The organism is Rhizobium sp. BK251 (assembly GCF_004345245.1).
Taxonomy (GTDB): domain Bacteria; phylum Pseudomonadota; class Alphaproteobacteria; order Rhizobiales; family Rhizobiaceae; genus Rhizobium.
The window spans coordinates 436,889-452,116 of sequence record NZ_SLUQ01000005.1; the positions used below are offsets into that span (position 1 = coordinate 436,889).

14 protein-coding genes are annotated in these 15,228 nt (G+C 61.5%); 7 read left to right on the plus strand and 7 right to left on the minus strand.

Translation table 11 applies throughout. The features are described from left to right. Positions 1-7 precede the first annotated feature (7 nt). The 3 genes from EV286_RS14970 to ubiE form a co-directional block, all read right to left on the minus strand. A complete protein-coding gene (locus EV286_RS14970; RefSeq protein WP_132957927.1) occupies positions 8-1,591 on the minus strand; it encodes an aromatic amino acid lyase in 1,584 nt (527 codons plus the stop codon). A gap of 130 nt (positions 1,592-1,721) precedes the next feature. Then, on the minus strand, positions 1,722-3,296 hold the full coding sequence (gene ubiB / locus EV286_RS14975; protein ID WP_132957928.1) for a 2-polyprenylphenol 6-hydroxylase: 1,575 nt from the start codon (positions 3,294-3,296) through the stop codon (positions 1,722-1,724). 4 nt (positions 3,297-3,300) lie between these two features. Next, positions 3,301-4,077, minus strand: a complete 777-nt coding sequence (ubiE, locus tag EV286_RS14980; protein WP_132957929.1) for a bifunctional demethylmenaquinone methyltransferase/2-methoxy-6-polyprenyl-1,4-benzoquinol methylase UbiE — start codon at positions 4,075-4,077, stop codon at positions 3,301-3,303. 181 nt (positions 4,078-4,258) lie between these two features. Between ubiE and mutM the strand changes: the two genes are divergently transcribed. From mutM to EV286_RS15005, 5 genes are all read left to right on the plus strand, one after another. Continuing rightward, the gene (gene mutM / locus EV286_RS14985; RefSeq protein ID WP_132957930.1) at positions 4,259-5,149 is read left to right on the plus strand and encodes a bifunctional DNA-formamidopyrimidine glycosylase/DNA-(apurinic or apyrimidinic site) lyase; all 891 of its coding nucleotides are present in this window, start codon (positions 4,259-4,261) and stop codon (positions 5,147-5,149) included. Between the two features lie 28 nt (positions 5,150-5,177). Continuing rightward, positions 5,178-5,951, plus strand: coding sequence for an enoyl-CoA hydratase (locus EV286_RS14990; protein ID WP_132957931.1), 774 nt, complete (start codon positions 5,178-5,180; stop codon positions 5,949-5,951). Positions 5,952-6,151: 200 nt separating this feature from the next. Next, complete coding sequence (gene rpsT, locus EV286_RS14995) at positions 6,152-6,430, plus strand: 30S ribosomal protein S20 (protein ID WP_132957932.1); 279 nt, start codon at positions 6,152-6,154, stop codon at positions 6,428-6,430. Positions 6,431-7,297: 867 nt separating this feature from the next. After that, positions 7,298-8,842 (plus strand): chromosomal replication initiator protein DnaA, encoded by a 1,545-nt coding sequence (gene dnaA, locus EV286_RS15000; protein WP_132957933.1) that lies wholly within the window; start codon positions 7,298-7,300, stop codon positions 8,840-8,842. Positions 8,843-8,976: 134 nt separating this feature from the next. Then, positions 8,977-10,062, plus strand: a complete 1,086-nt coding sequence (locus EV286_RS15005) for a saccharopine dehydrogenase C-terminal domain-containing protein (RefSeq protein WP_132957934.1) — start codon at positions 8,977-8,979, stop codon at positions 10,060-10,062. 92 nt (positions 10,063-10,154) lie between these two features. Here the strand turns inward: EV286_RS15005 and hemW are convergent, their stop codons facing one another. Genes hemW through rph form a run of 4 tightly spaced genes read right to left on the minus strand, consistent with a single transcriptional unit; the run spans position 10,155 to position 13,168 of the window. Then, positions 10,155-11,348 (minus strand): radical SAM family heme chaperone HemW, encoded by a 1,194-nt coding sequence (gene hemW / locus EV286_RS15010; protein ID WP_207909843.1) that lies wholly within the window; start codon positions 11,346-11,348, stop codon positions 10,155-10,157. Between the two features lie 17 nt (positions 11,349-11,365). Beyond that, on the minus strand, positions 11,366-12,010 hold the full coding sequence (gene rdgB, locus EV286_RS15015; RefSeq protein ID WP_132957936.1) for an RdgB/HAM1 family non-canonical purine NTP pyrophosphatase: 645 nt from the start codon (positions 12,008-12,010) through the stop codon (positions 11,366-11,368). Next, a complete protein-coding gene (locus tag EV286_RS15020) occupies positions 11,997-12,437 on the minus strand; it encodes a VOC family protein (protein WP_132957937.1) in 441 nt (146 codons plus the stop codon). Before EV286_RS15020 ends, rdgB begins: the two co-directional genes overlap by 14 nt. Before the next feature lie 14 nt (positions 12,438-12,451). Then, positions 12,452-13,168, minus strand: a complete 717-nt coding sequence (gene rph / locus EV286_RS15025; RefSeq protein WP_132957938.1) for a ribonuclease PH — start codon at positions 13,166-13,168, stop codon at positions 12,452-12,454. 161 nt (positions 13,169-13,329) lie between these two features. Between rph and hrcA the strand changes: the two genes are divergently transcribed. Beyond that, on the plus strand, positions 13,330-14,415 hold the full coding sequence (gene hrcA / locus EV286_RS15030) for a heat-inducible transcriptional repressor HrcA (RefSeq protein ID WP_132957939.1): 1,086 nt from the start codon (positions 13,330-13,332) through the stop codon (positions 14,413-14,415). A 150-nt stretch (positions 14,416-14,565) separates the two neighbouring features. Continuing rightward, positions 14,566-15,204, plus strand: coding sequence for a nucleotide exchange factor GrpE (grpE, locus tag EV286_RS15035; RefSeq protein ID WP_132957940.1), 639 nt, complete (start codon positions 14,566-14,568; stop codon positions 15,202-15,204). Positions 15,205-15,228: the final 24 nt, after the last annotated feature.

Consider the following 15,228-nt stretch of genomic DNA (forward strand, 5'->3'; position numbering starts at 1 on the left):
ATCGCGCTCAGGCCGGAACCGGCACCGCGGAGAGGCGCTCCGTGACGCGCTCCAGAGAACCAAGGGCAAAGAAATCGTCAAATGCGAGGATCGGCACCTGGGAGATCAGCTCCGAAACGAACGTATCGGAGCCGAAATCTTCCTCGATCGCCTCGACTTCGGCCGAAAGAGGCCGGTCGACCACGTAGAATTCAGCGTGCTTTCGCACGACGTCGTAGAGCTTGCGCGCCACGCCTCTCGGCTCGTCCCCGACGATATCAATGGCTTGCGCGGCAAGCAGTGCCTCCAGCGCCGCAAGGCGCTTCAGCGCGCGCATTTGCCGGTCCAGGCGCTCTATGACGAGCGGCAGGAAGGCAGCCTCGTCCTCCATGCCCGCTGCCACCACGAGCGACTGGGCCGAAACCGGGTTCGACATCGAAAGAACGCGGGAGAAGATCTCGCCGGCAAGCTTTATGATCGGGCCGAAGCCGGTGGCGATGCGTCCCTTGGGGACGAGGTTTACCGGCAGATCCCGCCGCTGGCCGTTGCCGAGAAGCACGCAGCGGTTGAACGCGTTGCGGGCCGCATGCGCCATGCAGAGCGCGGCAGATTCGAGAAGTATGGTCACGTCGAGCGGCAGCGATCCGCCCGAGGTCATCACCCTTCCCTCGACCACGACGGGATTGTCGTCGGAGCGGCCGGTCGCTGCCAGGATCTTGTGGCCGGTCGCCAGCAGGTTTTCGATGACGGCGCCGAAGACCTGGGCGATCATGCGCAGGCTGAGCGGATCCTGGACATGGGTGGAGACCGGCCATTTCCAGTCGTCGGACGCGTGGCAGAGCCAGGAGCCTATCAGGGCCTCGCTCGACGTGCCGACGTGACGGACGGCGCGCCACGGGTCGCGGGAGCCGCCGAGCGCGCCTGACGCCATCATTCCGGTGGCAAGCAGGATGCGGATGGAGGCAGCAGCGTTGCGGGTCGCCTCGGCAGCGGCGGCAAAACTCACGGCATTGACGCTAAGCGAGGCGAGGCTGTCGCGCGGCAGCATCCTTACCGGCGCGATGCCCGCAGCGGCAAAGGCATCAGCCGCCTGCATCCGCCGACCCTTGTAGACCGCTTCGCCGACACCTGTCAGCACGGCGCCGATCTGGCCCATGAGGCCTATGTCGGCGCAGCCGATCGAACCCGTACGCCTCACGACAGGCACCACGTCGGCTTCGAGAAGTTGCAGATAGGACGTCACCAATTCAGGCGAGCAGCCGACCTGGCCGGTGAGCGCCGTATTGATGCGGATCGCCATCGCGTTGCGAACGACAGCCATCGAAAAGGGCGATCCGGTGCCGAAATGATGCGCGCGCACAAGACCCAGATTGAAGGCGTCGAGGTCTTCCGGAGACCACTCGACGTCCTTCATCGCGCCAACGCCGGTCGTGGCGCCGTAGACGGGCATTCCCGAGGCAATCGCCTGGTCGACCACCCTGCGTGCCGCTGCAATACGCGTCATGCCGGCGGGATCGATGGACAATCCAACGTTGCCCGAACCGATGCGAACCATGTCCGCAAAGCTCAGGGGCTGTCCGCCCAGTTCGATCCCCATAGCGCGACGATCCATCGTGTCATTCTCCTTTGGCGCAAGATTATGCGGCCCTTCTGCTCAGAGGGATATCCCAAATACCGAACAGGGAATGTCTTTGCGCGCCATTATGGAGATTGCGACGCCCGCTTGGAAGGGCGGTCGACCCTCAGCTAAGCAACCAGGCGAGGTAGAGGAGCGTAAGCGCAATGATCCAGAGCGCAATCCGTCCGGAGCGATTGTGGCGCGCCTCGGCCTTGCCGATCGCCTCTGCGGTCTGCGCATCGAAGCGCAAGCCCGCTTCGCTCATCTGCATGAGTTCGTGGTGGAACTTCTCGGTCTTGGCCGCGATTTCCGGTACCGCCTCGGCAAGCTTGACGGCAGCCTTCAACCCGTCTCGCAGGTCGGTGACGATGCGTTTTGGCCCGAGATTGTTACGGATCCATTCGCCGACGACCGGTTCGGAGGCCTTCCACATGTTGAAGCGGGGGTTGAGCATGCGTGACACGCCCTCGACCACCACCATCGTCTTCTGCAGCATGACGAGTTCCGGCCGCGTCTCCATGTCGAACAGCTCGGTCACCTCGAAGAGCAGGGTCAGGAGCTTGCCCATCGAGATTGTCTCGGCCGGTTGGCCGTGGATGGGTTCGCCGATGGCCCGGATTGCCTGGGCAAAGCTTTCGACATTGTGGTGCGCCGGCACATAGCCTGCCTCGAAATGTACTTCGGCGACGCGGATATAGTCGCGCGTGATGAAGCCGTAGAGGATTTCGGCGAGGAAACGCCGCTCCTTCTTTCCGAGGCGCCCAACGATGCCCATGTCGACCGCGACGATCAGCCCGTGGTCGTCGACGAAGAGATTGCCGGGGTGCATGTCGGCATGGAAGAAGCCGTCGCGCAGCGTATGGCGCAGGAATGACTGGATCAGCGTATCGGCAAGTGCGTTGAGATCGTGGCCGGCGGCCCGCAGGCCCTCGACGTCGGACATCTTGACGCCGTCGATCCATTCCATGGTGATGACGTCGCGGCCGGTGCGCTCCCAATCGACCTTGGGAACGCGGAAACCGGGGTCCTTCTCCGTGTTTTCGGCGATCTCGGAAAGTGCCGCCGCCTCGAGGCGCAGGTCCATCTCCACTTTCGTGGTCTGCTCCAGCGTCTTCGTTACCTCCACCGGCCGTAGTCGCCGGCTGGAGGGCATGAAGCGCTCTTGCAGGTGTGAGACGAGGTACATCGCTTCGATGTCGTTGGCGAAGCGGTGGCGCACGCCCGGGCGGATGACCTTGATCGCCACCCTCTGAAATCCCTTCGGCGTCTTTACCTCGCCGAGATGCACCTGCGCGATGGAGGCGGCGGCGATCGGTTCGCCGAAGCTTGCATAGAGCTCGTCGACCGTCCGGCCGAGCGACGCCTCGATGAGACCTTTTGCTGCAGCTGTCGGAAAGAAGGCCATGCGGTCTTGAAGCTGCGAGAGGTCGTCCGCGAAATCGACGCCCACGACGTCGGGGCGGGTCGCCAGAAACTGGCCGATCTTGACATAGGAGGGGCCGAGGCGCTCGACGGCCCGGGCCAGGCGGTCGCTGCGCTTCTGCGACTTGCTGCGGCGACGAGCGAAAAGACCGACAAATGACTTGGCAAAGCTTATCGCGGGCGGCAGGCCCTCGGAAGGCAGCGCCGAGACGACGCCCTCGCGCACCAGAATCCAGCCGACCCTCACCAGGCGAAAATATGCCCCGAATGTGCTCATAAGGTCAGAGCTTCCAGCCGGAATGCAGCGCCGCGATGCCGCCCGTATAGTTGGTGAAGGTCACCCGCGAGAAGCCAGCGGTACGAATCATCGCCGCGAAATCCTGCTGGTTGGGAAACTTGCGGATCGATTCGACAAGATACTGATAAGGCTCACTTTCACCTGTAATCGCCTTGCCGAAACGCGGAATCGCGTTGAACGACCAGGCCTCGTAGACTCGGTCGAGAAGTGGCATGTCGACCTCGGAGAACTCGAGCACGAGCAGCCGGCCGCCGCGCTTCAGCACGCGATAGGCTTCCTTGAGCGCGACATCGATGCGTGGCACATTGCGGATGCCGAAGGCGATCGTGTAGGCATCGAACGAATTCGCCTTGAAAGGCAGCTCCTCGGCGTTGGCTTCCACAAAGTCGAGGTTTTCCGAAAGCTTCTTCTTTTCGGCACGCTCGGCGCCGACAGCGAGCATCGAGCCATTGATGTCGAGCACGGTGACGTGCGCCATGCGATGCGAGGCCTCGACGATCCGGAAAGCGATGTCGCCCGTACCCCCCGCGACGTCCAGCGTCTTGTAGCCCGCCTCTTTCCGCGGGTTGAGTGCCGAGATCATTGCGTCTTTCCATGCCCGGTGCAAACCCATGGACATGACGTCGTTCATGACGTCATAGCGTTTGGCGACCTTGTGGAAGACCTCGTTGACGAGCCCCTGCTTTTCGCCTTCCGCAACATCGCGGAAGCCGTAGGACGTTTCCATGCCGCCATCGGCGGAGGTGCGGCTTTCCGGCATCAACCTACTCCGTTACCTAAATCATGCGCCGACCATGGCGAAATCGCCCCTGCCACGCTATCTGTGAGCCACGATCAACGACCGCAACATATATGGGCGCTGGTTTAGATCATGACGAGGTTAAATTAAAGCTCATCTTGATCACCGGCTCGTCAGGCGGTCATCAACAAGATGGAATATCATGCCCGAATTGCCGGAGGTGGAAACGGTGCGGCGGGGCCTCGCGCCCACCATGGAGGGGGCGACGCTCGCCGAACTCGAACTGCGCCGAGGGGACCTGCGCTTCCCGTTTCCTGCGGATCTGCAGGCGCTTGTCCGCGGTCGCCGGATCGTCTCGCTCTCCCGCCGCGCGAAATATCTGCTGATAGATCTCGACGACGGAATGACCCTGATCGCGCATCTCGGCATGTCGGGCTCCTTCCGTATCGCGGAAGGCGCGGACGAGCATTTGCCCGGCGAGTTTCATCATCCGCGCACCAAGGACGAGAAGCATGACCATGTGATCTTCCATCTTCAGGGAGGCGCCGGGCGGAGCCGCGTGATCTACAACGATCCGCGCCGCTTCGGGTTCATGGACATCGCGCGGCGCGCCGAGCTCTCGAGCCATCCCTCCTTTCGCGACCTTGGGCCGGAACCGACCGGCAATTCGCTGAGCGCGGCCTATCTGGCCGACCGCTTCGCAGGCAAGACGCAGCCTCTGAAGGGCGCGCTGCTGGACCAGAGGAACATCGCCGGCCTCGGCAATATCTATGTCTGCGAAGCGCTCTGGCGTTCGCATATCTCTCCGCTGCGCGCGGCCGGATCCCTGGTGACGAAGAAGGGCGCGGCAAAACCGGAGCTGGAACTGCTGGTGCGCTCGATAAGAGACGTGATCGACGATGCGATTGCCGCGGGTGGCTCCTCGCTCCGCGACCATATCCAGACCGACGGCTCGCTCGGCTATTTCCAGCACTCCTTTTCCGTCTATGACCGCGAAAGTCTAGCTTGCGGCACGCCGGGCTGCGGCGGTACGGTCGCACGCATCGTGCAGGCCGGGCGCTCGTCCTTCTATTGCGCCTCCTGCCAGAAATAGCCGCCGAGAGCGGCAGAAGGAGGAGGCAATGACCTACGAAACCCTGATCGTCGAAACGCGAGGGCCCGTGGGCTTGATCACCCTCAACCGCCCGCAGGCCCTGAATGCGCTGAATTCGACCGTCCTCGCCGAATTGAAGGTCGCCTATGCGGCGTTCCATGCGGACGAGGCGATCGGCGCAATCGTGCTCACCGGCTCGCAGAAGGCCTTTGCCGCCGGCGCCGACATCAAGGAGATGCAATCGCTCGACTTCGTCGACGTCTACAGCCGCGATTTCATCAGCGGCTGGGACGAGATTGCCAAGGCCCGCAAGCCTGTCATCGCGGCGGTCAGCGGCTTTGCTCTCGGAGGTGGCTGCGAGCTGGCGATGATGTGCGATTTCATCATCGCGTCCGAGACCGCCAAGTTCGGCCAGCCGGAGATCACGCTCGGCATCATTCCAGGCATGGGCGGCTCGCAGCGGCTGACGCGGGCGGTCGGCAAGGCCAAGGCGATGGATCTCGTGCTGACCGGCCGGATGATGGATGCAGCAGAGGCCGAGCGTGCGGGGCTCGTGGCGCGCGTCGTGCCTGCCGAACGTCTGCTGGACGAGGCGCTGGAGGCGGCGACACGGATCGCGACGCTTTCACGGCCTTCCGTCCTGATGGCAAAGGAAGCCGTCAATCGCGCCGAGGAAGTGACACTCGAGGAGGGGTTGCGCTTCGAACGCCGCCTGTTCCACAGCCTGTTTGCCACCAAGGACCAGAAGGAGGGGATGGCCGCCTTCGTCGAGAAGCGCAAGCCATCCTTCACGAACCGTTGAGGGCGTCATGCCCGCAGCTGGCCGCAGACTCTACGCTTTGCTGAAAATGCGCGTTGACGCGGGCGCGCTTTCCAGTTATATGCCCGCCACAGTTTGGAGAGCCGACACGGTTTTCCGCGATTGCTCCCGTATTGCTGGATAAAGTGGCCGCAGGGCCCGCGGCAGTGGCGGAGTTTGTTCGAATTCTAAGAGAGGCATCCATGGCCAATACAACTTCGGCGAAAAAAGCGACCCGCAAGATCGCCCGCCGTACCGAAATCAACAAGGCTCGTCGCTCGCGCGTTCGTACTTTCGTCCGCCAGGTAGAGGAAGCCATTGCATCGGGCGATCTGACCCGCGCCCAGGAAGCGCTTCGCGCTGTTCAGCCGGAGCTGCAGCGTGCCGCGACGAAGGGTGTTCTTCATCGCAATACAGCCTCCCGCAAGGTCTCCCGACTTGCCCAGCGTGTGAAGGCTCTGTCGGCGGCTCCGACCGCTTAAGGAATTATTTAACAATTTTCGCGCTTATTTAGCCCGGTAACTTTACCGGGCTTTTTGATTCCGGGGATTACACCCGATATGGTTAATCCCTTCGAACTTTCATGTCACTGACGTGACAGAAAAAATGAAATAAAAACAACTACTTGCGCTAGGATGTTTTGTTAGCGTAACGACTCTCCCTACGGCAGGTTGGACGGGTGATGAGTCAAGCGAATTTTTATTTTTTTTCTTTTTCTCCCCACCGCAGCCCCTCCATCGATGAATCTCCTTGATTCAACAGCGATTCTTTTTTGACCCAAGTGTGACAGTTGAAGAGTGCCTCGGGAGTCAATGGCCGCTTCTTAATTTTGCGTAAAATTCATCGTTGATCTTGCCTTTTGATCCTGCCTAAATGGCTCCCAACAAGGGGCGCGGACATTACCTGTAACTGTTCAGTCTAAACTGCCACGTCGGCAGGCTGGTGGTTGCTGTCCCTTGTGACGGAAGCGCAATGCTACCGTTTTTTCAAACAGTTAAAGAAGTTGCCCCGGGACGGTCATCGTCTCGGTGTAAGGAGTTTTTTTGTCTGCTGCGGCCCGGGTGTTTTGTACGAGGCCGAAGGAGATTGGGGGACGTCGTCAGTCGCTTTGAGGGATCGACCGGAACGAGGACCGGACGATCGATCGGGCGGAAGCACGGGGCGGATGCTGCATGAGGGCAGGGTCCGCCAGCGCTGTTTGCATAGGTCCTGTTGGCTGGGATCGTGTCTGCGTGAACCGGCAGGCGAACGCTCATGAGGGGGTGGTTCGTCGGCCATGGCGAAGAGAATGCTCGGGCGGTTCTTATGGAGTTACCGGCCGACTATTATGAAACTTGGAAGGCGGCATTATGCAGATGAATACGGTAACGACGGGTGCGTTGGAAAATGGGGACAAAGCACCGCAGACGTTCGACAAAGGCTGCTCAGGTGCATCGGGGGAAAAAGGAGATATGAAACATGGCGTACTCTTTGAGCGTGTCAGCACGCGCTTAAAGGCCCAGGTAGGTCCGGACGTCTACGCAAGCTGGTTTGCGCGGCTCAAGCTGCACTCGGTGTCGAAAAGCGTCGTACGTCTGTCGGTTCCAACCACCTTTTTGAAGTCTTGGATCAACAACCGATATCTTGAACTCATCACCAGCCTGTTCCAGGCGGAAGATCCTGAAATACTCAAGGTCGAAGTTCTGGTTCGCACCGCAACGCGTAGCGGCAAGTCCGCTGACGACACAGTTGCGGCCGAACCAGCGACCGTTTCGCAGATCCGCCGTCCGGCGCCGCAGCCTGCGGGTCAGGCCGTGGCTCAGGCAGTCAGTACCATAGCTCAGGCGCGTCCGGCTCCGTCCGGCTCGCCGCTTTTCGGATCGCCGCTCGACTCGCGCTTCACCTTCGACACCTTCGTCGAGGGCGGCTCGAACCGGGTCGCTCTGGCTGCCGCGAGGACGATCGCGGAAGCCGGTTCCGGTGCCGTGCGGTTCAATCCGCTCTTCGTTCATGCGACCGTTGGCCTTGGCAAGACTCACCTTCTGCAGGCGATTGCCAACGCTGCCGTTCAGAATCCGCGCGGCCTGCGCGTCGTTTACCTGACCGCAGAATACTTCATGTGGCGCTTTGCCACCGCAATCCGCGACAACGACGCGCTGACCCTGAAGGACTCTCTGCGTCACATCGACCTGCTGATCATCGATGACATGCAGTTCTTGCAGGGCAAGATGATCCAGCACGAGTTCTGCCACCTGCTCAACATGCTGCTCGACAGCGCCAAGCAGGTTGTGGTGGCGGCCGATCGCGCGCCCTGGGAGCTGGAATCGCTTGATCCGCGTGTCCGTTCCCGCCTGCAGGGCGGCGTTGCCATCGAACTCGAGGCACCGGACTACGAAATGCGTCTCGAGATATTGAAGCGTCGGCTTGCCGTCGCCCGGCAGGAGGATCCTTCGCTCGATATTCCGGCGGAGATCATCAACCACGTCGCTCGCAACATCACGGCAAGCGGTCGCGAACTCGAAGGGGCTTTCAACCAGCTGATCTTCCGCCGCTCCTTCGAGCCGAACCTCACGATGGAACGTGTGGACGAACTGTTGGCCCATCTCGTCGGTTCCGGCGAGCCGCGCCGCGTACGCATCGAGGACATCCAGCGTATCGTTGCCCGTCACTATAACGTCTCGCGTCAGGAACTCGTGTCCAACCGGCGCACCCGGGTTATCGTGAAGCCGCGCCAGATTGCGATGTATCTCTCAAAGACCCTGACGCCACGGTCGTTCCCGGAGATCGGCCGCCGCTTCGGAGGCCGGGATCACACGACCGTTCTGCACGCGGTCCGCAAGATCGAGGAATTGATCTCAGGAGACACCAAACTCTCCCATGAGATCGAACTCCTGAAGCGTTTGATCAACGAGTAGTAGATCAAAACGGTGGATATAAACGGCCGGCATCATTGCCGGCCGTTTTTCTTTATAAGATTTTTACTTTATAGAACCCGCTCACAAGCAGACGCGCATTGTCGGCAAGCCGACGGTGCCATGGGAGGGTTTACATGAGCTTTGAAAGAATTGCCGTTCTCGGCCTGGGCAAGGTCGGACGGCTCGCCGCCACGCTTTTGCATGAGAGTGGTTTCGAGGTGGTCGCGCTGGATGCCCATGCGCCGGTGGTCGAAGTCCCCTTTGCGTGCCGTCGCGGGGATGTTTCCGATCCGGTGGTGATCGGCGAACTCTTCTCCGGCGTCGAGGCGGTTCTTTCGTGCCTCCCCTATCACCTGAACGTCGGCGTTGCTCGCGCCGCCCACCTTGCCGGCATCCACTATTTCGACCTGACGGAGGACGTGCCGACAACCCAGGCGATCCTGGAGCTTTCGAAAACGGCACGAGGGCTCATGGCGCCGCAATGCGGCCTGGCGCCCGGTTTCATCGGCATCGTTGGATCAAGCCTCGCGGACGGTTTCGATCGCTGCCGGTCGATCCGCATGCGCGTTGGCGCATTGCCGCAGAATCCCTCGGGTCTTCTGGGCTACGCTTTCAATTGGTCGCCCGAGGGCGTCGTCAACGAATATCTCAATGATTGCGAGGTGATCGAGGACGGCGTGCGCAAGCTGGTCTCGCCGATGGAATGGCACGAGACGATCTATGTGGACGGCGTCAAGCTTGAGGCCTTCACCACATCCGGCGGGCTTGGCACCATGTGCGAGACGATGCTGGGCAAGGTGGAGAACCTCGATTACAAGACCATGCGCTATCCCGGCCATATGGAGCTGATGAATTTCTTCTTCCATGAGCTCCTGATGCGCGAGCGCCGCGCACTCGCCGGCGAGATCCTCACGAATGCCAAGCCGCCGGTCGATGACGACGTGGTTTATGTCCATGTGGCGGCCGAGGGAACGCAGGGCGGCCGGCTTCATCGGCGGGAGTTCGTGCGCGCCTACTATCCGATCGAAATCGCCGGCGCCCACCGCACCGCCATTGCCTGGACGACATCGGCATCGGTCGTGGCGGTCATCGAAATGGTGCGCGACGGCCTCCTGCCGGCGAGCGGCTTCCTGCATCAGGAGCATATTCCCCTGGACATGTTCCTGAAGACGCCAACCGGCAGCCTGTTCAAGGCCGGCGGGCAGTCGCATCGGATCTAGAAGAGCGTCCGTACAGACGGTTAGAACGGCTTGGCTAAAAAGCTCGCTCGCAGGCGGTGTGCAAAGCCGCCTTGCGGGCAGCGAAGCCCTGTTCAGCAGGCGAGGTCGGCCACGACGGAATCGAGGATGAGCATGCCCTCAGGGGTGCAGCGCAGTCTCGAATTGCCAAGGCGCTCGATGAAGCCGTGGTCGAGCAGGAACGCTTCGCGCTTCGGATCGGGGCCGCGGCCCGAGAGCTCCTGCCAGCGGGCAAGATCGACGCCCTCCTTGAGGCGCAGTCCCATCAGCAGCAGTTCGTCGGCCTGCTCCTCATAGCCTAGGGCTTCCTGTTCGACCATGCCGTTGCCGCCCCGCTCGACCATCTCAAGCCAGCTCTCCGGCCTGCGCTCTGTCGATGTGGCCAGCTTCTCACGTCCGCGTGACAGGCGCCCGTGTGCGCCTGGGCCGATGCCGGCATAGTCGCCGTAGCGCCAATAGGTAAGGTTGTGCCGGCTTTCGGCGCCCGGTCGGGCATGGTTGGAGACCTCGTAGGCGGGCAGTCCCTCGCGCGCGGTGATCTCCTGCGTTGCTTCGTAGAGCAGCGCGGATTGATCACCATCGGGCACGACCAGCTTGCCGGCCTTGTGCAGGCCGAAGAAGGGCGTGCCCTCCTCAATGGTCAGCTGGTAGAGAGAGAGGTGGTCCACGGCATGGGAGATTGCCGCCTTGAGCTCGGCCTCCCATTCCTCGACCGTCTGGTTCGGTCGAGCGTAGATGAGATCGAAGGACATACGCGGAAAGATCTCGCGTGCGAGCCTGATCGCCTTCAGCGCGTCTTCGACATTGTGCAGCCGGCCGAGGAACTTCAGGTCGCGGTCGTTCAGCGCCTGGACGCCGAGCGAAACGCGGTTGACGCCGGCCGCGCGGTAGCCGCGGAAGCGTTCCGCCTCGACGCTTGAAGGATTGGCCTCCATGGTGATCTCGATGCCGTTCGGCACGTGCCAGGACCGGGCGATGCCGCTGAGGATCGCGTCGACCGTCCGGGGATCCATCAGCGAAGGCGTGCCGCCGCCGAGAAAGATGCTGGTGACCGTCTTCGGCCCGCTGATCTGGCGCATCGTCTCCACTTCCCTCAGAAGGGCAGCGGCGAAGCGCGCTTGATCCACGGGCTGGTGACGGACATGGCTGTTGAAATCGCAATAGGGGCACTTGGCCGCGCAGAATGGCCAATGCACATAGACACCGAAACCGGGCTCGCCCGTATCGGGCAACAGATCCGCATCCGGTTTGGCGTCTTTATTGTCGATGCTGTCCAAGGTGCTTTCTATGCCTCCAGACAGGTTTCGACGAAGAGCTTGAAGGCGCGCGCCCGGTGCGACAGTGCCTGCGGCTTGCCGATGTTCCAGCCGTGCTTCTCTTCTGCGCTCATCTCGCCGAACGTCTGCTCGTAGCCCTGCGGCTGGAAGATCGGGTCGTAGCCAAAGCCCTGGGTGCCGCGCGGCGGCCATGCCACTGTGCCTTCCACCTCGCCGCGGAAGAACTCGACATGCCCGTCCGGCCAGGCGAGGCACAGCACGCTGACGAAGCGTGCCGTCCGGCTCTCCGGCTTGCTTGCTCCCGCCTTTTCCAGCGCGGTCTCGACCTTTTCCATGGCCATTGCGAAATCGCGCGTTCCGTCTTCGGTCTCTGCCCAATTGGCGGTGTAGACGCCGGGCGCGCCGCCGAGCGCGTCGATCACGATGCCGGAATCGTCCGACAGCGCCGGCATTCCCGACGCGCTTGCCGATGCGATCGCCTTGATGGCGGCGTTTTCCTCGAAAGTCGTGCCGGTCTCGTCGGGCTCGACGAAATTGAGCTCCGCGGCCGACCGTGCCGTGAAGCCCAGGGGGCCGATCAGGTCCTGGATCTCGCGGATCTTGCCGGCATTGTGGCTGGCAACGACAATGGTCTTGGTATCAAGCTTGCGCATCGGAAATCCCTTGATCGAAACCCCAGATGACAGCTTCTGCGCATTCAAGGCTGTTGCCGGCGGGGTCGCGGAAATAGATTGAGCGGCCGCCTTTCGGCCAGTGAAAATCGGATTCTATGGCAATGCCGGCGTCTTTCAGCCTCGTTGCCATCGCGTCAAGGTTTCTTCCCGAAACCCTGAAGCAGGCATGGCCATCGCCGGTAGTTCCGTGCGGCGGCACAGGCAAGGCGCCGATTGCCGGCGCCTTTCTCGTTTCCGCAGGATTGAAGATCAAGAGCACGCCGGGACCGCATCGGAAGAAGACATGCCGGTCGCCGGCCCGCGTGATCTTCTCAAGGCCGAGAACGTCGCCATAGAAGGCTTCGGCCTTGTCGATATCCTCCGCATAGAGTGCCGTCTCCAGAATGCCTTCCAGCATGGGGTTCATCGGTGCCGCTCTTCTCAGGCAATCGCCTGTTTCTGCAGTTCCACCAGTTCTGCAATACCGTTCTTGGCAAGATGCATGAGCGTGGTGAATTGTTCCTCGCTGAAGGGCGAGCCCTCGGCCGTGCCCTGGATCTCGACGATGCCGCCGGCACCGGTCATCACGAAATTGGCGTCCGTCTCGGCCGATGAATCCTCGAGATAGTCAAGGTCGATGACCGGCTGGTCGGCAAAGACGCCGCAGGAGATGGCCGCGACATGATCCTTCAGGACGCGTTCGACCTTCAGCATGTTCCGGCCCTCCATCCATTTCAGGCAGTCATGAAGCGCGATCCAGGCACCGGTAATGGAGGCGGTGCGCGTGCCGCCATCGGCCTGGATGACGTCGCAATCGATGGTGATCTGCCGCTCGCCGAGTGCCTGCAGGTCGACCACGGCGCGCAGCGAGCGACCGATCAGCCGCTGGATCTCCTGCGTGCGTCCGCCCTGCTTGCCGGCGGCTGCTTCCCGCTTCATGCGTTCGCCGGTTGCGCGCGGCAGCATGCCGTATTCCGCGGTGACCCAGCCCTTGCCGCCGTTGCGCAGCCATTGCGGCACTCGCTCTTCCAGGCTCGCCGTGCAGAGCACATGCGTGTCGCCAAATTTCACGAGACAGGAGCCTTCTGCATGTTTGGAAAAGTTGCGCTCGAATGACACCTTGCGCATCTGGTCGGTTTTTCTGCCTGACGGCCGCATGCTCTTCTCCTAGGTTTGATGACCGCTTCTACGATTCGCGACTGCTTTTTGCAAAGGAAAAGCAAACTCGGCGCCAAAGCCCGCAGGGCATTTTCCCTTTTGCCATGGCCGGTCGAACCGCTATATTTGGCAAGGATCAATTTAATGGATTTGTAGGCAACATGGGCTTCACGACAACGTCTGTTCTCGATGCCGTAGCGGCGTTGGACGAGCGTTCGAAGGAAATTTTCAGGCGGATCGTCGAAAGCTATCTGGAATACGGCGAGCCATTGGGATCGCGCAATCTGTCGCGCCTGCTGCCGATGTCGCTTTCCCCGGCATCGGTGCGCAATGTAATGAGCGACCTGGAAGAACTCGGTCTCATCTACTCGCCGCATGTCAGTGCCGGGCGCCTGCCGACCCAGGCCGGGCTGCGCTTCTTCGTGGATGCCTTCATGCAAGTCGGAAATCTCTCCGCTGAAGAGCGCGCCAATATCGACCGGCAGGTGCGTGCTTCCGATCGGGACCAGCCGATGGAAACGGTGATGAACGAGGCGAGCCGCATGCTTTCAGGCATCTCGCGCGGTGCCGGCCTTGTCATCACGGCAAAAAGCGACCCGATCCTGAAGCACGTCGAGTTCATTCGCCTGGAGCCGACCAAGGCCCTGGCGGTGCTTGTTGGCGAGCACGATCAGATCGAGAACCGCATCATCGAGCTTCCCGCCGGCGTCACCTCCTCGCAGTTGCGCGAGGCTGCCAACTTCCTGAATGCCCACATGGCTGGCCAGACTTTGCCGGAGTTGCGCAGGCAGCTACAGAGGCTGAAGGAAGACGTGCGCCATGAGCTTGACACGCTTTCCCGGGACCTCGTCGAACGTGGTGTTGCCTTATGGTCCGGCGACGACGACGACGGCAAGCCGACGCGGCTCGTCATCCGGGGACGCGCCAATCTGCTGGAGGGCCTCGCCGGCGGGGAGGATATGGACCGGCTGCGCATGCTTTTCGACGATCTCGAGAAGAAGGACAGCCTGATCGAAATTCTCAATCTCGCCGAGAGCGGACCGGGCGTTCGCATCTTCATAGGCTCCGAGAACAAGCTGTTTTCGCTTTCAGGTTCGTCGCTGATCGTTGCCCCTTACCGTGATGAGGACGATCGCATCGTTGGAGCTGTCGGCGTTATCGGCCCCACCCGGCTCAACTATTCTCGGATCGTCCCTATGGTCGACTATACAGCGCAGCTCATCTCGCGACTGTCGCGTACGCCATGACTGAGCGTGGCGACATGCCTCTCAATGCGGCCAATATGGTCTGCCGAGGGGGAAATCGATCACCTAGTTCTTCATCAGAAGCCTTGATTTTTTTCGACCAAGCATCGATATCGGGCTCATCCTAAGACTTGACATCAATCGGAGACCGTCATGACCGACGAAACAAACAACAACGGACCTGACGCAACTGCGACTGAGGATTCCGCAGATTTTGCGACGGGCGGCGAAGCGTCCGCCAAGAACGGGTCGCAGCAGCAGCCCGATCCCATCGAACTGCTGAAGGCGGAAAACGGGGAGTTGCGCGACCGCTACCTCCGCCTCGCCGCCGAGATGGACAACTTGCGTCGCCGGACGGAGCGCGAGGTGAAGGACGCAAAGTCCTATGCGGTCGCAGGCTTTGCCCGCGATATGCTGGCAGTCTCGGACAATCTGCGCCGAGCACTCGAGGCGATCCCTGCCGAGGAGCGTGCAGCGGGTGAGGGTGGGCTTCACACACTTGTAGAAGGTGTGGAATTGACCGAGCGGTCCATGCTTTCAACACTTGAACGCCACGGCGTGCGCAAGCTCGACCCGGTTGGCCAGAAGTTCGATCCGAATTTCCATCAGGCGATGTTCGAAGTGCCGAATTCCGAAGTGCCGAACAACACGGTCGTCCAGGTCGTGCAGGCGGGCTTCTCGATCGGCGACCGCGTCTTGCGTCCGGCCATGGTCGGTGTCGCAAAGGGCGGACCGAAAGTGCCTGAAGCCGCTGAGCCGGGCGTCAGCCCGCTTGACGAAAAAGACGCCTGATTTCTCAGGCGTCTCTATCTGCCA